Raw genomic sequence first — 21,694 nt, 5'->3', positions numbered from 1 at the left:
ATAGGCAGGAAACAATGGCTAGGTCATTCCTTCGCGCGCTCGCCCTGGTGTGGGGCACTTCCCTTTGGTCGCTCGCGGCCGCCGAGCAGATCATCACACGGCACGCCAACGGCCAGATCAAAGAACGATTTACGGTGATTGACAACAAGCGGGAAGGCTTGTACGAGTCGTTTCACGAGAAGGGCCAAAAGAACCGCGTGGCCCAGTACGCAAAAGACCTGATGGTCGGTAAGTGCCAGGACTTCTGGCCGAATGGCAAGCTCAAGCTCGATGTCACGTTCCAAAATGGCCAACTCACCGGGACCTACCTGGAGTATCACGAGAGCGGCAACATCTATCAGCAGGGCCCGACCTTTGGGTGTAACTTTGGCGCCAACATGGCGACCTCGCCCAAGCGCACCGGTCGCTGGACGATGTACTTTGCGAGCGGCAAAAAGAAGAGCGAGGGCGACTTCGGCAACGACCTAATGACCGGACCATGGCGCGACTACTTTGAATCGGGCCAGGTTCAGCTGGAGGCCAACGCCAAAGACGGCCAGGCCGTGGGCCTGTGGACGATGTACCACTCGAACGGTAAGATCCGACGCCAAGGTCAATCCGCGGGCAACTACCTGCACAACAACTACCTGGGTGCGCCCGTGGCCACCGGCGTTTGGACGGAGTACCACGACAACGGCAAGAAGTTTTCCGAAGGCACGTGGGTCAAGAACAATCGCGATGGGCTGCACACGGAGTGGCGCGCCGATGGCACGAAGCACTACGAAGTGATGTTCGACAACGCCAAAACCATTGGCTCGTGGACCCGCTTTGATGAAGCCGGGCTGGTGGAGTTTCAGGGCCAGGCGAGCGGCAATCGCTTGCACGAAAACACCCTCTACAGCCCCATGAAGTCGGGCGTTTGGGTGACGTTTATCAAGGGCAAGGTCACCAAGGCCGGGCTCTACGAAAAAGATGTCCTGGTGCGCGAGCTGAGCTACGGCACCGACCCCGCCACGGGCGTCACCAAAATCGCTTACACCAAACCCGACGGCACGCGCGAGGTGGTGGAAGTGGACAAGAACGGCATCCGCACACCAGCCGTGGCGAATGTCACACCGCCCGGGCCGAGCGATCAGGCGGACCTCATCGCGATGTCGGAGGACCCCGCCACCGGCACGGTCCGCACCACGCGCCGCAACCGCGACGGAACGACCTCGGAATATGCGGGACGCTCCTCCACGGACGCCGATGGCTCGACCCGCGTCGTGGAAACCGACAAGGACGGCAACCGCGTCACCACGGTTTACGGGACCGACGGCACGATGACCGTGACCCACTCGCGGCCAGGCGAAAACGAGGTGAAAACGACGACCACCAAGGATGGCGTGGTAACCACCGTCGAGCGTAAGGCCACCGGCGAAACCAAGACATCGCGCGTCACCAGCAGCGGCATGATGGTGCACCAGATTCGCGATCGCGAGGGCAACTTGCTGCGCACCGTGCGCGAGATGCCCGACGGGTGGATGGAGAAGATTGACGCCAACGGCAATACCGAGCGTCGTCTGCGAGAAAAGGACGGCCAAACCACGACGATCACCATGGATCGGTCGGGCAACACGACCACGACTGTTCGGGATAAGAACGGCGCGGTAACGGAACAATCCAGCCACGTGGTGGCCGCTGCCGAGCCCGGACGCACCTACTTTGAGCAGGTTCTCAAGGGCACCGATTGGGACGATTTGCCGGCGAGCCTGAAAAACCGCTACGCCTCGTCGGAGCGCATGGCCGAGGAAAACCGCATGCGCCAAGCCGAGCGCGAGGCCGCCGCCGCTCGCGACGAACAAGCGAAGTTGCGAGCCCAGCTCGCCAACGCGGCGATCACTGCTGAGGGCCAAAAGAAACTCGATGCAATTGAGGCCGAGAGAGTGGCCGCCGAAGCCAAGGCAAAAGCCCGCAAGGCGCGGTTTGCGCGGCAAGAAGAAATCGCCAACACCTACGCGACCGCCAAAGATCTTCAGCGGCAGTACGATGCGGCCATCGCGCGCGGCGATAAGCAAGAAGCCAAGCGCATCATGGCGCTGCAGGATGCCTTCTCCGAGAAGGCGATTGAGATTCTTGAGCCGACCCCCGAGGAGGCCGCCGAAATGCAGCGCACCGCCGACCTGCAAAGCCGCGTCGCGCGCGACGTCACGAGCCGTGCTTACGCGGCGGCCAACGCCAAAATCGCCGCGGATTCCTCGCTGCAGGACGTCAAGGAGGATGTCACCGGCGTGACCAAGTACGTGTCCATCGGCTCGCAAATGCAGCAAGAAACCAAGCGGACAACTCGCTCGGCGGCGCGCGAACGGGTGCTGGCTGAAGCCAAACTCGCCGCCATTGACGCGCAGATGGCCGACCCCAAAACCACCAACGAAGAGAAGGAGATTCTCCGCGGCCTGCGCGAATCCGCGCAGGTGCAAGTTGACGGCGCGGCGGAAATGCTCGCCGCCAACAGTCGCCTCACCGCCGCCGGTTATGTGGTGGATGGCGCGCTGGTGCTCACCGGCGGCAAGATTGTCCAGGGTGGAGCGCGAGTCGCCAGCACCGCGGTGGGCGCGGTGCGAACGACCTTGACCGGTCGCGCGGCAGCCGCCGCCGGGCGCACCACGGTGACATTGGCCGCCGACGCCGGTGGCGCGGTGAGTCGCACATCCGTGATGACCGCCGCCGAGCGAGCCGCACTGCAAGAGGGCCGCGCCGCAAGTGACATTTCGCGCTTGGTCGGCACCGATCTGGCGGGCGCCGGCGGGTCCACCGCGCCACGCATCTCTACTAACATCACGCGGGCGGAGTTGGCGCGTCTTCACACCCCGGGCCGCAATCTCACGCAAGCCGAAATCTTGGTAAAAGCCGAGATCTACCGCGTGCAGATATCCACGCGCGCGACATTGCGCCAAGCAATCACGGACGGCGCCCCGGACTCGGTCGTAAGGCCATTGCAAACGCAACTTAACGCCTTAACCAAACTTCTGAAAGAGGCGCAAGAGGCGGGTCAGCGGGCTTATCGAGGCGGATAAAAAATTGCGTGCAGGCAAGCGCATGGCTTGTTACAATCAAGCCATGCGTTGGTTTGGTTGTTTGGTAGTGGCGGCTCTCGCCCCGGTTGCGTCGGCGTCGTTTGACATGATGATTTGGTGGAACGTGAACACCAACCGAATGCAGCGATACGACCCCATCAACCGCTTGTCGCTCGGAAGTTTTGGCCCTTCAACCAGTCTCGATAACGTGACGCACAGTGGCAACCTCGCCTACACTTCTGCATTCGGGAGTAAGTGGTTTGCGTACGATTACAGCACCGGTCAGCAAGTGGCCTCAACGGTTGATGGAAGAAACATCAACACCAACCTCGTGGTCGATAGCACGGGGCGGCTCACGTACGGAGTGAGCAGTTCGGTGCTCTACTTGGACAGCATCAACGACCCCACCGCGACGACGCTCGCGACCATCTCCGGAGCAACGGTCAAAAACATCGTGGATGTGGGCAACGGGTACTTGATGGTGCAATCCCGCACGTCCACGGGCACCATTTCCCTGGCGACCGTCAACAAGACAACCGGGGTGGTCAGCACTCTCGGCACAACCTACACCACCGGCGACGTTTCGTTCGGTCAGATGGTGCTGCACCGTGATACCGACGGCTCCAACTATGTGACCATGGCGCGCCGAATCACAAGCGGCGGCGTCTTCCTGGAGACCTTTTTTGTGGGGAGTGCGGGCACGATTACGCACCAGAGCACGTTTGTGCTGCCTGATTGGTTTTCGGCCACTACCGATTCCCGCGTCAACCTCGTCTCCGCGCACAACGGGTTCTGGGCAGTCGGGCGCGACTTCTCCACACCAGCCACTACCCGACTCATCAAGTTTGATTCCGACTCGTTACCCAGTATGGAGGACAGTTTCCTCGCGCCGGAAATCGTCACCTTCGGCGCCGGAGATTGGACCATGACGTGCGTCGTCGCGCCCGAACCCGGTTCGCTGGGCGTCCTGGCGCTGGGCGGGTTCGCCTTGCTACGACGCCGCCGCCGTTAGTTGAAATGCCGGGTTCGCTGGAGACATTTTTTAAACATGACAGACGACGACAAGCAATACGAGTTTTACGAGGACGGCGAAGGGCGTGTGTACCGCGGGCTGTTCCGCGAAGAGTACGGGAGAGCGCTCACGATTGGGGCCGTCTGGAGGGGTGGGACGTGGGAAAAAATCCCCACGATGCCCGTTCAGTACGATATGACCCTTTGCGCCGATCCTGCGGCGGCCAATTAACTTTGGTCGCCTAACATTTGCACGCCGCCGTTAGTTGAAGTTCCCCTGCATCCAGCCGAGTTCGGCGGGATCGAAAGCCGTTCGTCAGAAGCAACACAAAAAAATGGCGCCCTTGCGGAGCGCCATTTTTCTTTCGCGTTAGAAGAGCCTTACTTCTCTTCCTTGAACTCGGCGTCGATCACGTCGTCGCCTTGTGCGCCAACTCCGGCGCCCACCTTCTCGCCTTCCGGAGCGTCGGCCGTGCCCTCAGCCGGAGCCTCGGTCTTGGCGTAAACGTCCTGACTCACGCGGTGGAACTCGGTTTCCAGCGCGGTCATGGTCGACTGCACGCGGTCGGTTTCATCGCTGGCCACGGCCTCGCGGAGTTCGCGAACCTTGTCTTCGATGAGCGTCTTGTCGCCATCGCTGATCTTGTCCGAGTTTTCGCGGACAAACTTTTCGCAGCGATAGGCCAGGCCGTCGGCGTCGTTCTTCAGTTGCAGAGCTTCCTGCGCCTTGCGGTCGGCGTCGGCGTTCAGCTCGGCTTCCTTCATCATGCGGTCAATCTCGTCGCGGTTGAGGTTGCCCGAACCCGTGATCGTGATCTTGTTCTGATTTCCGGTCGCCTTGTCCTGCGCGCTGACCTGCAAAATCCCGTTCGCGTCGATGTCGAAGGTCACCTCGACCTGCGGCACGCGCGCCGGTGAGGGCGGAATACCGGCCAGGTGGAACTTGCCGAGGCTCTTGTTGTCCTTGGCCAGCGGGCGCTCGCCTTGCAGCACGTGAATCTCCACTTCCGGCTGGTTGTCCACCGCCGTGGTGTAGATGCGGCTCTTCTTGGTCGGCACCGTGGTGTTACGCTCAATGACCTTGTCGAAAATGCCGCCTTGCGTTTCCACGCCGAGGCTCAGCGGAGTCACGTCGAGCAGCAGGATGTCCTTGACTTCCCCGCCGAGGACGCCAGCCTGAATCGCGGCGCCGATGGCCACCACTTCGTCCGGGTTTACCGAGCGATTCGGCTCCTTGCCGGTCAGGTCACGCACCAGTTCTTGCACCATCGGAATGCGGCTAGAACCACCCACCAGAATGACTTCCTGAATGTCGCTGGAACTCATCTTGCTGTCTTCGAGGGCCGATTGAATCGGCTTCTTGACGCGAGCCAGCAGGTCCTTGCAAAGCTCTTCGAACTTGGCGCGAGTCAGGTTCATCAGCAAGTGTTCGGGCTGACCATCCACCATGGTGATGAACGCCAGATTGATCTCGGTGCTGACCGACGAGCTCAGCTCGATCTTCGCCTTTTCGGCGGCTTCGCGGAGTCGTTGCAGAGCCTGGCGATCGCTCTTGAGGTCAACGCCCTTTTCCTTCTTAAACTCGGCGACCATCCACTCGACGATCTTTTGGTCGAAGTCGTCGCCGCCCAGGTGGCTGTCACCGGCGGTGGCCTTCACTTCGAAAACGCCTTCGCCGACGTCGAGAATCGAAACGTCGAATGTCCCGCCGCCGAGGTCGAACACCAGGATGGTTTCGTTGGCCTTCTTATCGAGGCCGTACGCCAGCGAAGCGGCCGTCGGCTCGTTAATAATGCGCTCGACCTTAAGGCCGGCGATTTCGCCCGCGTCCTTGGTGGCCTTGCGCTGCGAGTCGTTGAAGTAGGCCGGAACCGTGATGACCGCCTGTGTGACCGCTTGACCGAGGTACGCCTCGGCGTCGGCCTTCAGCTTTTGCAGAATCATCGCGCTGATTTCTTCGGGCGTGAATTCCTTGTCGACGATGGGCACAAAGGCCACGACGCCGCCCTTTTTATCTTCCTTCACCTTGTAGCTCGCGTTCGCGGCCTCGTTCGAGACCTCGCTAAACTTGTGGCCCATAAAGCGCTTGATGCTGCTGATGGTGTTTTCGGGGTTCACGACGGCCTGTCGCTTGGCGGCCACGCCGACGATGCGCTCGCCATCCTTTTTGAAGCCGACCACGCTGGGCATGGTGCGGGTTCCTTCGGCGGTGGAGATGACGGTGGGCTCACCGTTTTCCATCACCGCGACGACCGAGTTGGTCGTTCCCAAGTCAATTCCTACGATCTTTGCCATGTTGTTATTGTTAGATGTCTTGAGTCTTGTAGACTCACGTACTAAGCTTAACGTCAATTGTACCCGGGCGGTTCCAGTTCGGGTGAAAATCTTGTCGGGAGGTTGCCGGTGTTGGGGGAGCAGACAAGATCGTTGACGCCGTTCCCGGGAACTGAATCGGTACACTGATGACCGTGAAGAAAATCATGGTCATTGGCTCCGGACCGATCGTCATCGGACAAGCCGCGGAGTTTGACTATGCCGGCACTCAGGCGTGCAAAAGCCTGCGCGAGGAGGGCTACTCGGTGGTCCTCATCAACTCGAATCCGGCGACGATTATGACCGACGCCGAGACCGCCGACGCGGTCTACATCGAGCCGCTCACGGTCGAGTTTTGCGAACGAGTGATCGCCCGCGAACGGCCCGATGGACTGCTGCCCACTTTGGGCGGGCAAACCGGATTGAACCTCGCCACGCAGCTCGCGCAGATCGGCATCCTCGAAAAATATGGCGTCACGCTGCTTGGCACGCCGCTCAGCGCCATTCAAAAAGCCGAAGACCGCGAGGAGTTCCGCGCGCTCATGCGGGAAATCCGCGAGCCGGTACCCGAGAGCTGGATCATCCAGACCGACGACGACCTGCAAGCAATCCTGGGCAAAGTTCCCTACCCTTGCATCGTGCGGCCCGCCTACACGCTCGGCGGAACCGGCGGCGGCATCGCCAACACGCCCGAAGAACTGTGGCTGATTGGTCGCCAAGGACTGCAACTTTCCATGCGCAGCCAGATCATGGTGGAGCGCAGTTTGCTCGGCTGGAAAGAGGTGGAGTACGAGGTGATGCGGGACAAAAACGGCAACTGCATCACGATTTGCAACATGGAGAATTTCGACCCGATGGGCGTGCACACCGGCGATTCCATCGTGGTTGCGCCGAGCCAAACCCTGAGCGACCGCGAGTATCACATGCTGCGCACGGCCTCGCTCAAGATCATTCGTTCGCTCGGCATTCAGGGCGGTTGCAACGTGCAGCTTGCCGTGAACCCCGATAGCTTTGACTACTACGTCATCGAGGTCAATCCGCGGGTGTCGCGCTCCTCGGCGCTGGCGAGCAAGGCGACGGGTTATCCCATTGCTCGGGTGAGCGCAAAAATCGCGATCGGCAAAACCTTGGACGAGATTCCGAACCCCGTGACCGGCACCACCATGGCGTGCTTCGAACCGGCGCTCGACTACATCGTGGTGAAACTTCCCCGCTGGCCGTTTGACAAGTTTACGACCGGCGACCGCACCCTGTTTACGCAAATGAAGGCGACCGGCGAGGTGATGGCGATTGATCGCTCGTTTGAAGCCGGCTTGCTCAAGGCGATTCGCGGACTGGAGGTGCGCCAGAAAGACCTTCGCCACCAGAAGTTTGCCGAAATGGACGACGCCGGTCTGCGCGAGGCGATTCGCGTGCCGACCGACGAGCGGCTTTGGGCCATCGCCGAGGGGCTACGACGCGGATGGAGCGCGCCGGATGTGCGCGCGCTGTGCAAAGTGGACCTGTGGTTCCTCACCAAGATGCAAGGAATTTTGGCGATTGAGCGCGGGCTCACCGAACAAGCCAACGAGGAAACCGTGCTCGCCGCTCTGGAGATTGGCTACTCGCCGCTGCAGATTGTCGCGCTGTGCGAGGACGCTGACCTGGTGGATCGCGTGATCGCGAGTTCGCCGCGCCAGGCGGTGTTTAAGATGGTGGATACCTGCGCGGGCGAGTTCGAATCGCAGACCCCCTACTTCTACGCGGCGCGCGATCTTACCGACGACTCGGCCTTATTGAAAAATTAACAGACAAGCGTATACACAATGCGCTAAGATAGAAGAGATTGGAGACGAATATGAACCCCAACGAAACCCGAACCGACATGGCGGCTGGCCTCAGCCAATGGCTTGATACTCTCTGCGGCTTTTACATTAAGGACCTGCAGGCGACCCCGGACGAGCTGATTTATGCTTCGCCCGGCGGCAAGGCTCGCTCGCCGCACCACTTTACGGTCGAGGCGATGTGCACCTGCCAATGGACCACCGAGATTCTTGGTGGCAAGAACGAATCCTCGCTGATGGGTGAGGAAGCATGGGGCCGTCTTTGCGACGCCACCACGACCAAGGCTGAACTCATTGCGAACTTGGAAAGCACCTGCGCCGCATTTAAGGAAGCCCTGCTCGCGGCTCCGGCCGAGCGATTCGGGGTGATGATCATGGCTCCGTTTGGCATGGAAATGCCGGTCGCGGCCCTCGCCAATATCTTCGTCAACCACCTGTGGTACCACGACGGTCAGCTGTGCCAGATTCAGGCAATGAACGGCGACACCGATGTGCACTGGATGGCCTAAGCGCCCGACTGCTCAGCCGGGACCGACTCTGGTTCCGGCTGGGTTTCCGGCTGGGCAAAGGTGAGTTCGGGATCAGCGAGCTGCTGCTTCCATTCCGTGACTTCCTGCGGCGACATGTTGTAGAACAGAGGCCGCATGGTGAAGTTGCCGTGCATTTTGTCGTCGCGGATGAACATCCAGTCCGAGATGTCATCGCGATGAACCGAGTACGTCTCGCCGAGTTTGTACTTCTTAAGGAACGCCATGTCGTTGCCGAGCTTGCCCGTGAACACGCCATCTTTGTACGTTAAGTCAGTCAGCCAGGCGTGCTCAGAGCGGTCGGATTCCGCGTCCTCAAACATTTTCTTGACCGAAAAGTCGGTGCCGAACTCGCTCGTCAGAGCAGCAATAAAGTCGTCCACGGTCACACGGGCGTGAGCGATCGCAGCGTCCATCTCGCGCTGCATCGTCTCGCCAGAGACGGTTCCGCCGAAGGTCTCTGGCACGCGATTGCGCTGGCTGAAATAGAGGAGCGCCCCGATAATCCCGAACGCGGGAATAGCCACCTTGAGAATCGACATCGCATCCATGCGATGACGTTACTCCAATTTGCCTTCGAGATTATTCGAAACCTGGTTTTGGCGTGTAGCTGAGGTTGTAAAGCTCCATCATGTCGGCCGCCGACTTGCCACAGAGGTTGCTCAGCTTGCCGACCGCATCGGGCGTCCCGGCCAGGTCGCTCATGAGCTTCCACTTGTGCGCCAAAATGCCGACCAAATCGGCGGTGGTGTTGCGGGCGTGGCCCGCCGGATACATCACGAGACCGCTGTCGAATTGCTCGCCCTTTTGATCCGTGATGATCATGCTCGTCGGGATGCCGTCCGGATACTTCGCGTCGTATTCCGCGCCGCCGTGCTCAAACTCAATCTTGGCCATCGTCTCGCGGGTTGCGGCATCGAAAATGGCGTCGGCGTGATAGTCGTGCGGCATCAGCATCAGCGACTTCCAAAGGCCGTCGTTGTCCAAACCGCCTATCAGGTCGGCGGCGAGCACGGCGCGTTGAATCAGGCGACTCACGATAAACACCATGCTGTGGTCCGCGCTTTGGCGGGTCTTCGGGTCGCGCTTGGCGGGGTCGCCGATGATGCCGAAGGCCGGCTCGTATGCCTTGATCGTGATCTTGCTGATCGCGCCTTGCTTGGCCAAGTGCGGATTCGCCTCGACCGCCGAGATCACCGCCTGCAGAGCGCCTGCGGATTGGTGCTCGTACAGGCCGAGCTTAAAGTGCATGCCCATCACCGCAAAATCGTCGCCGCTGTGGCTGAGCACCAGGTCAAACGGAGCGTCGCCGGTGGTCTTTTCGAACTGGCGGAACATGCTCTCCGGGTTGCGGAAAATGTCCTTCGGGCCGATGAATCCGCGCATCGCGCGCTTCATGCTCATGACGGCGGCCTCGGTGCTTAGCGCCGCGCTCGCGCCTTTGGAATCGCTGAGCTGCTTGCCGGCGCGGATCGCGCGCCACGGAATGTAGTGGGCCACGCTCATGCCAATCGCCGACTCAATCTGCTCGGCGGTGGCTCCGGCCAGCGCGCCATAAACGGCGGCCGAGGCGATAGCACCGTGCACCACGTGGTCAATCTTATAGGTTTTGAGGCTAAACACCTCGGCAAGCCGACCTCGAATTTCGTCGAGGCAAACCATCATGCGCAGGGCGGTCGCGCCGTCGTGACCAAATTCCTGACAAGCCGCAACCACCACCGGATAGAAATCGTTGTGGCCGAACTCGCCCGCCGTGTGGCCGAGCGCGGGGTTGTAGCCAAAGTTTGTGCCGTTGCTATCCCACTCGCGAACCGCGGACGAGTTGGCGACGATCGCGCGCTCGCTGCGGACCCGGGCTTTGGAACCAAACACGCAAGCGCCGTTCGCGTCGGTGTATTCGAGCGACTCCTCGCGCAAAATTGTCGGCGCATTGGTTTGCAGAGCAAGCGCGCTGATGCCGCAGAGCACGCTATCAGTGTGGAATTGCTCGGTGCGAGTGAGCACCGCCGCGCTGGGGCCGGAGCCGAGCTTCCCGGCCAGAAAATCGAGGGCGAACTGAGCGATGCCGAGAGCTTGGTTGGAATCGCGGGTCAGAGTGACGGCGGACATGCCCTCAATTATGAACGACCGGCGAGGAACTTCCTCATCGCCCCAAGGGTGGCTTCGCCAACATGGTGCTCCATGCCTTCGGCGTCCACCTCGGCGGCGGGCGGCGGCACCCCGAGGGCCCGCAAAAACTCGACGACGACATCGTGCCGGGCTTTGCATTTGAGGGCGAGGCTTTCTCCGGTCGGCGTAAGGTGCACGCCTTTGCGCGGGGGCAACGTCACGAGGCCCTCGCGTTCGAGCCGCACCAACACCTTGGCCGCCGTGGCGTTGCTCACCGACATCCGCGCTGCGATGTCGGTAATGCGCGCCAACCCGAACTCCGCCCGGAGCTCAAACACAAGCTCGGCGTAATCCTCGGCGGTCTCTTGGCTGTGATCGTTGCGCGTGCGAACGAAGCGGTTTTCGGCCACAGCCAGAGTATAACGCCTTACGGTCGGGCCATCGGTCGGCCGCCCATAAACATGCCCGCGGGGAACATGTTCTTGGCTTCTTCCTTGGCCTTGTTGGCCAGCTTGCGGAACTCGACCGGCAGGTCGCCCGCCGAAACCGGCTTGGCCTTCGGATCCATCACCGTGTCTTGGAGCGTGTACTGCGCGAAAACGCCGGGACGGACTTCAAACGTGAGGCGATACACCGTTTGGCGACCCACGAAGACGCGCGACATGTCGGGCATAAACGCGGAGACCTCGGGTTGATCCTTCATCTGCTCCATCATGCCCTCGCTCATGCCGAACATTTCTGCATCGAGCGCGCCGTAGCGAAGGTCGGGGCCGTTGTTATGCGCCGGAACGATCACCGTCTTCGGCTCGCCAACCATCGTGATTCTCGTCGCGTCGGGCACCCCGCTCGGGTTGACCTCGGTCGGCTCCTGGAGCCAAGCGCTGGCCGGCGAGAAGCTCGACATCATGCGGGTCATAAAGTTCTTGCTGTTCTCCTTGTCCCACTCGGTGCCGGTGCGGTATTCGGCTTCCGTCCCCATAAGCAGGGTGTTGGCGACTTCGCGGGCCTTCATTCCGGCGACCCCGAATGTGATGCCGCTTTGGCGGAGTTGCTGGCGCGCGCCCCCGAGCTCGCCATAGAACTTGACGGCGTCCCAGTTGCTGAGTCCGGGCATTTGCATTGTGCTGAGGAACGGCGCGACCTTGCCATATTTTTGCGTAATAAAGCCAGTGCTCAGGTCACCGCCGCCTTGAGCGTAGTCGGCGATGTCATCCAAGCTCGGGATCCATTTTTCGTTCGCCACCCGAATGATTTTGGTGAGCGCGTAGCGGTCAATAATCCGGACTGTGCTCGGCTCATCGGGCGTAATCGTCAGCCAGCCATCCTTGGTGGTCACCGCGTAATCGTCGTCCAAACTCTTGAGGAACGATTCTTCAGTTTCCGTCTCCTCGGCGCTGCGCATGAACGAGAACAAGTTGGACTTGGGGTCTTGCAGCGAGGCGATGATGTTCAGCTTTTTAGTCTTGGCGATTTGCGCCAAAGCCTCGCCTTCGCGATACGAAAGCGGGTCGAACTGGGCCGGGTTGCGAAGTTGCTCGGCCAGCTTCGGCGACACCTCGGCCATCATCGAGGTCGGAGCTTCCATACGGAACGAGCCGGCTTCCATAAACTCTTGGGCGAGGGTCGAAAACTCTAGCTTCTTCCCTTCGACCGGCTTCGGCGGCTTCGGGCCTCCAAAGTTAACCGTTCGCGTTCCGTTGCCGTCGTCGGTCGTGGTTGTCTCCTCCATGCCGTTCGCAATGAAGCTGAAGTCGGGTTGAGCCTCGACCGTATTGACCGCGAGAACTTTGCCGCTGGCATTGAAAAACTTGAGCGTCACCGAGAGGCTGCCTCCCATGAACGGCATTCCGCCCGAGGTGGTGGCCACGAGCAATGCCTTGGCCGCGCCTTCGATTTTGCGCGGCTTGCGAGCTTCAGCCTGCTCCCGCATCATGTCCCGGAGGAAACTTGGCATTTCGCTCATGCCGTCTTCAACTGGTGCGGGGCCGCCTTGCTTGACGTTGCTGGCCTCCGCGTTGGCGACGGCCACATACTCTTGCAGCAACGACTGAATGCGCGGATTCACCGCGAACTGCACGCGGTTGGGGCTCGTCGCAAAGACGGCGCGTTCGCCTTCCTTTAGACCGGCGATTGTGTTGGGCGGCAACTGAGCCGCAATCTCCTTGAGAATGTCGCCCGTGGTGCGTGGTTGCTGAGCACCCTTTTCCTCCTTGGTCATGCTGATCCCTACCGACATGGTAGCCATGCCACCCATTGCGGCCGACATCATTCCCGGGCCAAGTTTGGTGAGCGACTTTTGGATTTCGGCGACCTTTTTGGCAAAGGCGATTCCGGCCAACCGACGACGCTCCACGTCGTCGGGCGCAAGGTATTCAATGTCGCCTTCCTTCGTCCATTTGGCGGCAAAGGCTTCGGCCAACTTCTTTTTGGCGGTCGCGGCGTCAACGTCATCCACATGGACCACGGCAATGGTGCGTCCGAGAGCGCCGCTCACCTTGAGCTTTTCGCCCGACGCTTCCGCGAGTTGAGCGACAACTTCGCCCACCGGTCGCGCATTGAAATGCAGGCTAACTTTGGCGTCTTGAGCCCACAGGGGAGCCACGGCCACGAGAGAGGCGAGAACGGCGTAACGTCGCATACCCATGAATACGGATGAGGCGGCTCGAAAAGTTGCGGGTCCTACGAGCCCGGGCGCAACATGTCGGGCACGATTCGCGCGATGTCGCGCGGGCGATAGATTTGCCCCTGCCCAAACTCGGCTTCGAACTTGCTGCCGAGTCGCTCGCACACAAGGTGCTGCATCTCGTCCAGTTCCGGCCCGATGAGAATGGACTGATGGCGACCGCCAAAGGCGGCTCGGCTGATGAACCCAAGCAGCTGCGCGGCGTGCAGCCACTGCTCGGTGGCCACCACGTAGTGCGCGAGCACCGCCATAAAATTGTCGCGAAGGTTCTGGCCCGATTCGTTGGTCTCCATCACCTCGCTGAGCAACAACCGGGCACGATCGAGCTCGCCCATGCCAATCCAAGCGCGGGCCAGATAGACCTTGTTGTCAGTCATGCCGTAGTAGTCGTGATTCTTCTCTTGCAGGGCGAGCGAGGCAATGAGCTGATTTTTGGCCTGCGGGAACTTGCCCAGCCGCAGGTCGAGCAACGAAATGGCGTCGAGCGCGGCGGCTTCGTACGACTCTGCGCCGGCTTCTTGGCTGAGGATCAACGAACGCATGAACGACTCGCGGGCCGCATCATCATCGCCGAGGCTCAAGTGGACGTGCCCCAGCCGTTGCTGAGCAAACGCTTGGAAGACCAAGTGATTGTTCTCGACGGCCAGCGCCAGGGCGTCTTCGAGCCAAGCGCGCTCTTCCTCGTAACCTCGGCTCTCGTGCAGATACGCGGCCACGCCAAACATGCACCGCAGGCGGTTGACCGAATCGTCGGAACTTTGATAGTGCGTCCACGCCGCGTCGTATTGCGCTTTGGCGCGCCATGCGTCGCCGGTCAGGCGATGGAGTCCACCCAACAGCAGGTGGAGCCGCGCCACCTGGACGTCGCCCAGATTGCTGCCCGCGGCGTGGTACTTCAGTATCTCGGTCAGCACCTCAATTCCCTCACTTGGAGCAGCCACGTGACGCCAATAGAGGCCCAAGCAGTTGGCGAGTTTCGCAACATCTACCCACTGCTGGCGCTCGGCTAAATGGTTGAGCGTTTGGCGAATGATCGAGTGGTTTTCGCTGATCCGGCGCACGGCATCGAAGAACTGATCGGAGTAAGTTTCGGCGTCGGCGATCTGGGCAAACTCCTCGCAGAAGCTCACCAAGTGTTGCTGCGCGCTGGCCCGCTCTAGCTCGCTAGACTGGCTAAGAATTGCACTCCTAAAAACAGGCGGCACCGCGTAGCGCGACGCGCTGGTGCTATCGAGTTGGCTATTGAGCCAACCGGCCCGTTCCAATTCGCCAATCTCGTCCAGCGTGAGTTCCTCGCAGAGCCCGCGCAACGTGTCGAGACCCACCGGGGAGCCGAGCACGCTCAGGCGAAGCAGCGCTAGCCGCTCGGCCGCGGGAAGTTGCTCGAACACCTCTTGCAAATGGTTGTCGTAAAGCTCGGCCGGACGCTCGTTCAGCAAATTCGAAATTTGGGTGGGAGTGAGCAACCGGGCTCGGGCCGCGACGGCCTCCATGTGGGCCGGAATGCCGCCTACCTGATGCGCGATCTGATCGATCACGCGCCAATCGGGTTCGGAGAACGTGTACTCGGGGCGCTGAAGCTGATAGCGCCGAGCAAAGAGCATGGCGGCCTCGCTCGGTTGACCGTTCACGGATTCCAGGGACAGCGGCCCAAGTTCCATCTCCACCTTTTCGCCCGCATATTGCTTGGTCGTCGAGATGAGTAAGACCGTGAGGCCGGGGATGAAATAGAGCAACTGCCGCACGGCGTCCTCGCGGCCCAGCACGTGCTCGGCATGGTCGAGAATCATGAAGAACGGGCGCGTGGGGTTGAGCCGGACAACGAGGTCGTCGAACTCGCGGGCATCGCTGCTCGCACCGCGCGTCAGCGCGCGCACGGCCTCGCGGCGGAGGTCATCGCGGGTCTCTGCGTTTTCGCAGGTGACGTAGCAAACCCGGCCCTCAAACTTGTTAGCCACGCGAGCCGCGGCCGCCACCGCCACCCGCGTCTTACCGATTCCCGGCAGCCCAAAAAGGTGGACGCACCGAACGCCGGGCGTCGAAACGTGAGCGACAACCTCATCGAGCGCGGCCTCGCGGCCCAAAACAGGATCGGTGAAGGAAGGCAGCGCCGGCTGAAACGCCACAAACGGATCGGCCCGACCGACGGCGGCCATGCGCTCGGCGTGGGTAATCAGCTCCAGGGTTTCGGCGCGATGCGAGGCTTCGGGCGGCAACACGCTAAACATGTGCGCGTAGGCTTGGCGGGCCGCGGCGGGCTGTCCAAGCTTCACGTACGAGCGAATGAGCACGGCGTGTGCCTGCTCGAGCAGCGGATCGAGGCGCAAGGCACGCTGCGCGAGGTTCGCCGCTTCCTCGGCGTCGCCATCGCCTTCGGCTTGCACCATTTTTTGCGTGAGTTCGCTGGTGTAGGCAGTAGCCAGTTCAATGCGCTTGGGCACCACCCACGTGTCGCGCATGCCCTCTAGGTACGGCCCTCGGTAAAGACTGCCGTTGCGGGCGGCCTCAAACTCGGCGAGGTCGGTCTCGATCTGGTCGTTTTCCAGCCAAAGGGTTTTGCTGTCCGAACCGAGGACGCCGCTCGGCAGGATTCGGCGCAAGGTGCTCACGGCTTGGTTCAAACGGTTGCGGCCTGAAAGCGGATCCGCCTCCGGCCACAGGATCGAAACCAGCGATTCGCGGGTGACTTTGCCGCCCTCTTGGGCGAGATAGGCCAGCAGGCCAGCCGTTTTTTGTGTGGGGAAATGGTCAATAACAGCCTCGCCCACGCAAACGCGTAGGCGGCCTAGCAATTCGATACGGCACTTCCGGTGTGCCATCAGATCAACCATTTCGACACTGATATTAACGCTTCTGTTGACTTTCTGCACGGTAAAGCTCAAAAAAGCCTTCCGACTGGTTAAGGACGCGCTTACCCGAGATATTGGCTATAATCGCGAAATGTCTCAAGACATTCGGCGCATCGTCGCGACGGACTGCGGTTCTACAACGACCAAGGCCATCCTGATTGAAATGAACGGCAACGGCGAATATCGCCTCGTTGCCCGGGGCGAAGCGCCCACGACGGTTGAAAAACCATTCGAAGACGTGACGGTCGGCGTGCTCAACGCCATGACCGAACTGGAAGAATTGACCGAAACCGAAATGCCGGAAGGCTACGAGGTCGGTCGTCGCCAGCTCATCAACGGTGACCAGGTGTGGCGCATCTATAAGGATGGCAAGGCCGAGCAAACTCGCAAGTCGCCGCTCGAAGGGGCCGACATGTACGTTTCCACCTCGTCTGCGGGCGGCGGTCTGCAGATGATGGTTGCCGGCGTCGTCAAGGCCATGAGCGTTGAAAGCGCCGCGCGCGCCGCACTCGGTGCGGGCGCGATCCTCATGGATTCGCTCGCCGTTGACGATGGCCGCAAGGATTATCAAAAGGTCGAGCGCCTGCGTCAACTGCGCCCGGACATTATTCTCATGTCGGGCGGCACCGATGGCGGCACCAAGAGCCACCTTATTGAAATGGCCGAAGTCATTCGCCGCGCCGACCCCAAGCCCCGCTTCGGCGATATGAAGCTGCCCGTCATCTACGCGGGGAACAACGAAGCTTCCGAGCCGGTGACCGAAGTTCTTGGCGAGACCATTGCGATGCACGCCGTGCCGAACCTGCGGCCGACGCTGGATACCGAAAACCTCGACCCGGCCCGCGACGAGATTCACGAATTGTTCCTGGAGCACGTCATGCAGCAAGCGCCCGGTTACAGCAAGCTGCTGGAGTGGGCGAGCGAGGAAGTCATGGCCACGCCAAACGCGGTGGGCAAACTTTTGAAGGAATATGCGGTTCAGGAAAACCTGAACGTTCTCGGCGTTGACATCGGTGGCGCGACCACCGACGTGTTCTCGGTGTTCCGCGACCCCAGCGGCGAGCCGATTTACAACCGCACGGTTTCGGCCAACCTCGGCATGAGCTACTCGGTGTGTAACGTGCTCAAGGAAGCCGGAATCGAAAACATCGCTCGCTGGCTGCCGTTCGAAATCGACCCGGCTGAAGTGCGCAACCGCCTTCGCAACAAGATGATTCGTCCGACGACGATTCCGCACTCGTACGAAGATTTGCTGATTGAGCAAGCCGTGGCCCGCGAGGCGCTGCGCCTGGCGTTTTACCACCACAAGTCGTTGGCGCGAACCCTCACCGGGGTGCAGCAACAGCGCGACGTCGGCCAGATGTTCGACCAAGCCGCGAGCGGCGAAACCCTCATCAAGATGATGAAGCTGGACATGATCATCGGTTCGGGCGGCGTGCTTTCGCACGCTCCGGAGCGCGCTCAATCGGCGCTGATGATGATGGACGCCTACGAACCGGAGGGCGTGACTATGCTCACGGTGGACTCGATCTTCATGATGCCGCACCTGGGCGTGCTCAGCGAGCACCTCTATGTGGCCGCCAAGCAGGTGTTTGAGTACGACTGCATTATCAAGTGCGGTCACTGCATCAGCCCCGTTGGCGAACTCAAGGGCGTCAGCGGCGTGGCGGTAACAGTGTCGGGCGAACTCGACGCGAAGGTCGAAGTCGGCAAGATTTTGGTATTGCCGCTCGGTCGCGGCGAAACCAAGAACATCACGATTACGCCGCACAAGAATCTGGATGTCGGCGCTGGCAAGGGCAAGCCGCGCACGATGATGGTGGAAGGCGGCACCGTCGGCCTGATGATCGACACCCGCGGTCGTCCGCTCAACCTGCTCTCGGGCACGGCGCAAGTCGCTCGCAATCGCGAGTATCTCGCCGCCATGGGCCTGCCGTTGCCGCACTAAGGCAACTTGACAAACAACGAAATGCGAGGGCGAATCATCGCCCTCGCATCGTTTTGTGCGGAACATGTTTGTACCGAATAATATGTCCGTGAAGTTTCATCATTTTCTAGCAATATTTCCTGCGCTACGGTTGTAGATAGTGGTGAGGCCCCGCGGGGCCGGATTGAAAACCAGATGAAAAAATTGATCGCTCTCACTCTCTCTCTCGTCGTTATTGGTTCGGCACTTCCCGTTTTTGCGAAGCAAGAGTGCGAAGCCAAGGCGTCCATGGCCGCGCCGATGGAATCCAAGGACATCGTGGACACCGCCGTCGAAGCGGGCTCGTTTAAGACCTTGGTCAAGCTGGTCAAGGCCGCCGGTCTGGTGGATGTGCTCAAGGGCGATGGCCCCTTCACCGTGTTCGCTCCGACCGACGCCGCCTTCGCCAAGGTGCCGAAGCACATTCTGGATAAGCTCGGCAAGGACAAGAACTTGCTGAAGCAAGTGCTGACCTACCACGTGGTGGCGGGCAACGTGATGGCCAAGGACGTGGTCAAGTTGAAGAGCGCCAACACGGTCCAAGGCAAGGCGGTGGCGATTGCCGTGAAGCACGGCAACGTGTTCCTCAACAAGAACACCAAGGTGGTGAAGACGGACATCACGACCTCGAACGGCACGATCCACGTCATCGACTCGGTGCTGCTGCCGCCTGGCCTGTTGAAGTAAGACAACTTCGTCTACTCTCTCCCCTAAAGCCCCGCTTCGGCGGGGCAATTTTTGCTTACGGAACCTGGGCTTACCACGTGGTCAAGACCAGGTGCTGATGCCGCCGATGAAGTAACGACTTCGGTCCTTCTCACTCAGCCCCGCCATTGGCGGGGCCTTTTTTCGCCACAATGGAAGGCATATGTCCCGCCGCTGGCTTGCCGTCCTCATCTTTGCCGTTGCGTTGCTGCTACGGCTCTTCGGATTGGGCTGGGGTTTGCCGAATAGCCAGCGCGTCGAAAGCCTGCATCCCGACGAGCCGATTGTGCTGATGGTGAGCAAGCAAGTGAATCCGCTGGGCGGCGATTTTGAGCCAGGATTCTACAATTACGGCACGCTTTACCTATCGCTTTCGCGGCTGATTAGCACGGGCGGCGAGTTCGCGCCAGGCACCGACGCGTATCGCGATGACCTCATGCGCGGCCGTCTCATCAACGTGGTGGCGGGGTCGGGAATCGCCCTGCTGGTGTTCCTGATTCTCGCGAAACGGACAAGCAAGGTGGGGGCGGTGATCGGCGGGCTGGCGGTGGCGTTTGCGCCGGGGCTTGTCGTCCACTCGCGGTTCATGACGGTGGACGTGTTTGCAACTTTCTTGGTGGTTCTTGCCCTTTACTTGGCCGATCGTATCGGCGAGGAGAACACCAAACCCATGCTCATGGTGAGTCTGGCCGGGCTGGCGAGCGGCCTCGCCGGAGGCACAAAGTACAACTTTATCATCGTTCTGTTGGCCGTTTTTGTGGCCATCGGGGTTAGCGGGTTGGCGAATCGGCTGCGGCTCGGGTTGGCCGCGTTTGGCGCATGCATCGCGGGCTTCCTCATCGGCACGCCCGGCGTGCTGCTGAATCCCTCGCAGTTCCGCAAAGACCTGATGTACGAAATCAACCACGTCGCCGAAGGGCACGGCCTCGTGTTCGCGGGGCGACCGATTGGGTTTATCTCGCATCTCGGCAATTTGTTGGAGGCGTTCGGGGGTCTCTCGCTCATCATCAGCGTGGCCGCGTGCGGCTTCATCGCGTGGCGGATGCGTCGGGATGAAACCTTGCGCTGGATGTTGCCGGGCCTCGTGTTCGCGGCGGTTTACTATTTGCTGATTGGCCGCGCCCAGGTCGCCTTTTTGCGGTACGTCTTCCCCATCATCCCTGTGCTGGCCCTCGGCTTGGGCTGGCTCGTGGCGGAGTGCGAGCGCGTCCGCTCGGCGCAAGCGCGGCTGCTTATCGGGTTCGCAATGTTTAGCATCGGCGGCTTTGGCGGAGGCGGTCTCGCCGCCTCGGTGAAGTTCTCGGCGTGGATGGCCGGCGAAGATGTGCGCGACCAGGCCGGCGCTTGGCTCAAAGAGCGCACCAAAGGCGAAACCGTGGGCCTGGTCAGCGATCCCTGGTTTTATTCGCCCACGCTCTACCCGGAGATCCAAGCGAGCCGGCCGCTGTTTATGCGCGGCGGCGAGCAGTGGATGCTCGGCGCAAAGGATCCCGCCGTGACTCGCGGCACCACCGCCTGGGCCGAGCGCTACGATTGGGACCCATCGGTGATCGAGACCAAGCCCAAGTACATCGTGTTTTCCAGCTTCGAGCAGTACGATCTGGGCAGGTTGGAGCAGCAAAAGGTGGATGGATTCCAGCTCCAGCAGGATCGCTACCAGGCGTTTGCCAAGCAGTTGGAGCAAGGCTACAAGCTCGTCCAAACTTTTGGGTTCGGCGGAACGACAACCCACGACATGATGTACGTGCGACCCGTCCTCTTTGTGTATGAGCGAAAATAGCGTCGCTCCGGGAATGGAAAACGACGTCGAGGATTTTCTCGACGAGATGCAGCACGACCGCGGCGCGAGCCCGCACACCGTGGCGGCCTACCGCAACGACCTGGTTCAGGCGCTGGCCTTTTTCGACGCGCGCGGCATGGCGCGCTGGGACGAAATCTCCGCGCCGCTGTTGCTGGATTATCAGGCATCGCTGGGCGAACTCGCCATCGCCACGCGGCAGCGACGGCTGAGCGCGGTGCGCTCGCTGGTGAAGTCGCTCAAGCGACAAGGGCGGCTGGGCGACTTTAGCTTCCCCGATTTGCCCTCCGCGCGCAAGGCGAAGATCGCGCCGCAGGCACTCAGCATCGAGGACCTCGCGCGCATTATGGCGGTTCCTGACCTGACCACCGCCGATGGAGTGCGCGACCGTACGCTGATGGAGCTAATCTACGGCGGCGGACTGCGGGTCAGCGAGGCGGTCGGCCTGCGACTGGCCGACATTAGCCGCGAAAACTTGGCGATCCATGTGGTGGGCAAGCGCGGCAAGCACCGCTGGGTGCCCGTGCCAGGCGTGACCATGGACTGGATTGACCACTACGTCCGAGGGGCGCGCGGCACCCTAGAACGCTCACCGAGCGAGCTGCTAATCCTTTCGAATCGGGGGCTCGCGATGCGTCGCACGACGGTGTATTTGATGCTGCAGGCGGCGAGCAAACTGGCCGGGCTACCGAATGTCCATCCGCACCAGCTGCGCCACACGTACGCGGTGCACTTGCTCAAGGGTGGCGCGGACCTGCGCGCCTTGCAGGAGCTTTTGGGCCACGCGAGTATCGCCACGACCCAGGTCTACACTCAGTTGGACAATGCGGAGGTGGCCGCGCGCTATCGCCGCGCCCACCCCCGCAAGTAGCCGA

15 protein-coding genes are annotated in these 21,694 nt (G+C 61.0%); 9 read left to right on the top strand and 6 right to left on the bottom strand.

What is annotated here, in order from left to right; all coding sequences use genetic code 11:
• Window positions 1-14: 14 nt before the first annotated feature.
• Genes JNJ45_12180 through JNJ45_12170 form a run of 3 tightly spaced genes read left to right on the top strand, consistent with a single transcriptional unit; the run spans window position 15 to window position 4,278 of the window.
• Window positions 15-3,035 (top strand): toxin-antitoxin system YwqK family antitoxin, encoded by a 3,021-nt coding sequence (locus tag JNJ45_12180; protein ID MBL8049428.1) that lies wholly within the window; start codon window positions 15-17, stop codon window positions 3,033-3,035.
• 43 nt (window positions 3,036-3,078) lie between these two features.
• Window positions 3,079-4,047: a PEP-CTERM sorting domain-containing protein gene (locus tag JNJ45_12175; protein MBL8049427.1), complete on the top strand. Its 969-nt coding sequence runs from the start codon at window positions 3,079-3,081 to the stop codon at window positions 4,045-4,047.
• 36 nt (window positions 4,048-4,083) lie between these two features.
• The gene (locus tag JNJ45_12170) at window positions 4,084-4,278 is read left to right on the top strand and encodes a hypothetical protein (GenBank protein MBL8049426.1); all 195 of its coding nucleotides are present in this window, start codon (window positions 4,084-4,086) and stop codon (window positions 4,276-4,278) included.
• A 149-nt stretch (window positions 4,279-4,427) separates the two neighbouring features.
• On the opposite strand, the gene dnaK is transcribed toward JNJ45_12170, so the two are convergent.
• The gene (gene dnaK / locus JNJ45_12165) at window positions 4,428-6,341 is read right to left on the bottom strand and encodes a molecular chaperone DnaK (protein MBL8049425.1); all 1,914 of its coding nucleotides are present in this window, start codon (window positions 6,339-6,341) and stop codon (window positions 4,428-4,430) included.
• Window positions 6,342-6,508: 167 nt separating this feature from the next.
• Between dnaK and carB the strand changes: the two genes are divergently transcribed.
• Both carB and JNJ45_12155 read left to right on the top strand, forming a co-directional pair.
• Window positions 6,509-8,146, top strand: coding sequence for a carbamoyl-phosphate synthase large subunit (gene carB, locus JNJ45_12160; protein ID MBL8049424.1), 1,638 nt, complete (start codon window positions 6,509-6,511; stop codon window positions 8,144-8,146).
• Between the two features lie 50 nt (window positions 8,147-8,196).
• On the top strand, window positions 8,197-8,691 hold the full coding sequence (locus tag JNJ45_12155) for a hypothetical protein (protein MBL8049423.1): 495 nt from the start codon (window positions 8,197-8,199) through the stop codon (window positions 8,689-8,691).
• On the opposite strand, the gene JNJ45_12150 is transcribed toward JNJ45_12155, so the two are convergent.
• The 5 genes from JNJ45_12150 to JNJ45_12130 are packed head-to-tail and all read right to left on the bottom strand — an operon-like array spanning window position 8,688 to window position 16,320.
• Window positions 8,688-9,260 carry a DUF2314 domain-containing protein gene (locus JNJ45_12150; GenBank protein ID MBL8049422.1) on the bottom strand — a complete coding sequence of 191 codons (573 nt, stop codon included), beginning with the start codon at window positions 9,258-9,260 and terminating at the stop codon, window positions 8,688-8,690. The two genes, JNJ45_12155 and JNJ45_12150, sit on opposite strands and share 4 nt — an antisense overlap.
• A gap of 31 nt (window positions 9,261-9,291) precedes the next feature.
• Entirely contained in the window at window positions 9,292-10,818 is a 1,527-nt protein-coding gene (locus tag JNJ45_12145; protein MBL8049421.1) for an MmgE/PrpD family protein, read from the bottom strand.
• Window positions 10,819-10,826: 8 nt separating this feature from the next.
• The gene (gene mntR / locus JNJ45_12140; GenBank protein ID MBL8049420.1) at window positions 10,827-11,228 is read right to left on the bottom strand and encodes a manganese-binding transcriptional regulator MntR; all 402 of its coding nucleotides are present in this window, start codon (window positions 11,226-11,228) and stop codon (window positions 10,827-10,829) included.
• 17 nt (window positions 11,229-11,245) lie between these two features.
• Window positions 11,246-13,456, bottom strand: coding sequence for a hypothetical protein (locus JNJ45_12135; GenBank protein ID MBL8049419.1), 2,211 nt, complete (start codon window positions 13,454-13,456; stop codon window positions 11,246-11,248).
• Between the two features lie 41 nt (window positions 13,457-13,497).
• Entirely contained in the window at window positions 13,498-16,320 is a 2,823-nt protein-coding gene (locus JNJ45_12130; protein ID MBL8049418.1) for a hypothetical protein, read from the bottom strand.
• Window positions 16,321-16,441: 121 nt separating this feature from the next.
• On the opposite strand from JNJ45_12130, the gene JNJ45_12125 reads away from it, so the two are divergent.
• The 4 genes from JNJ45_12125 to JNJ45_12110 all read left to right on the top strand — a co-directional run bounded on the left by JNJ45_12125 (window position 16,442) and on the right by JNJ45_12110 (window position 21,690).
• Window positions 16,442-18,298 carry a glutamate mutase L gene (locus tag JNJ45_12125; GenBank protein ID MBL8049417.1) on the top strand — a complete coding sequence of 619 codons (1,857 nt, stop codon included), beginning with the start codon at window positions 16,442-16,444 and terminating at the stop codon, window positions 18,296-18,298.
• A 267-nt stretch (window positions 18,299-18,565) separates the two neighbouring features.
• Complete coding sequence (locus JNJ45_12120) at window positions 18,566-19,003, top strand: fasciclin domain-containing protein (GenBank protein ID MBL8049416.1); 438 nt, start codon at window positions 18,566-18,568, stop codon at window positions 19,001-19,003.
• Window positions 19,004-19,184: 181 nt separating this feature from the next.
• Window positions 19,185-20,801, top strand: a complete 1,617-nt coding sequence (locus JNJ45_12115) for a phospholipid carrier-dependent glycosyltransferase (GenBank protein ID MBL8049415.1) — start codon at window positions 19,185-19,187, stop codon at window positions 20,799-20,801.
• Window positions 20,788-21,690 (top strand): tyrosine-type recombinase/integrase, encoded by a 903-nt coding sequence (locus tag JNJ45_12110; GenBank protein MBL8049414.1) that lies wholly within the window; start codon window positions 20,788-20,790, stop codon window positions 21,688-21,690. Before JNJ45_12115 ends, JNJ45_12110 begins: the two co-directional genes overlap by 14 nt.
• Window positions 21,691-21,694 lie beyond the last annotated feature (4 nt).

This window comes from Chthonomonas sp. (genome assembly GCA_016788425.1).
Taxonomy (GTDB): domain Bacteria; phylum Armatimonadota; class Fimbriimonadia; order Fimbriimonadales; family Fimbriimonadaceae; genus JAEURQ01.
This window is presented reverse-complemented; position numbering and strand designations above follow the sequence as displayed.

What these genes read in the sequence shown, in the direction of transcription:
- JNJ45_12175 (MBL8049427.1), top strand. Translation starts at nt 3,079, where the DNA reads ATGCGTTGGTTTGGTTGTTTGGTAGTGGCGGCTCTCGCCCCGGTTGCG.
- JNJ45_12110 (MBL8049414.1), top strand. Translation starts at nt 20,788, where the DNA reads ATGAGCGAAAATAGCGTCGCTCCGGGAATGGAAAACGACGTCGAGGAT.
- JNJ45_12130 (MBL8049418.1), bottom strand. Translation starts at nt 16,320, where the DNA reads ATGGCACACCGGAAGTGCCGTATCGAATTGCTAGGCCGCCTACGCGTT.
- carB (MBL8049424.1), top strand. Translation starts at nt 6,509, where the DNA reads ATGACCGTGAAGAAAATCATGGTCATTGGCTCCGGACCGATCGTCATC.
- JNJ45_12135 (MBL8049419.1), bottom strand. Translation starts at nt 13,456, where the DNA reads ATGCGACGTTACGCCGTTCTCGCCTCTCTCGTGGCCGTGGCTCCCCTG.
- JNJ45_12170 (MBL8049426.1), top strand. Translation starts at nt 4,084, where the DNA reads ATGACAGACGACGACAAGCAATACGAGTTTTACGAGGACGGCGAAGGG.
- JNJ45_12145 (MBL8049421.1), bottom strand. Translation starts at nt 10,818, where the DNA reads ATGTCCGCCGTCACTCTGACCCGCGATTCCAACCAAGCTCTCGGCATC.
- JNJ45_12115 (MBL8049415.1), top strand. Translation starts at nt 19,185, where the DNA reads ATGTCCCGCCGCTGGCTTGCCGTCCTCATCTTTGCCGTTGCGTTGCTG.
- JNJ45_12150 (MBL8049422.1), bottom strand. Translation starts at nt 9,260, where the DNA reads ATGGATGCGATGTCGATTCTCAAGGTGGCTATTCCCGCGTTCGGGATT.
- JNJ45_12155 (MBL8049423.1), top strand. Translation starts at nt 8,197, where the DNA reads ATGAACCCCAACGAAACCCGAACCGACATGGCGGCTGGCCTCAGCCAA.
- dnaK (MBL8049425.1), bottom strand. Translation starts at nt 6,341, where the DNA reads ATGGCAAAGATCGTAGGAATTGACTTGGGAACGACCAACTCGGTCGTC.
- JNJ45_12125 (MBL8049417.1), top strand. Translation starts at nt 16,442, where the DNA reads ATGTCTCAAGACATTCGGCGCATCGTCGCGACGGACTGCGGTTCTACA.
- JNJ45_12120 (MBL8049416.1), top strand. Translation starts at nt 18,566, where the DNA reads ATGGCCGCGCCGATGGAATCCAAGGACATCGTGGACACCGCCGTCGAA.
- JNJ45_12180 (MBL8049428.1), top strand. Translation starts at nt 15, where the DNA reads ATGGCTAGGTCATTCCTTCGCGCGCTCGCCCTGGTGTGGGGCACTTCC.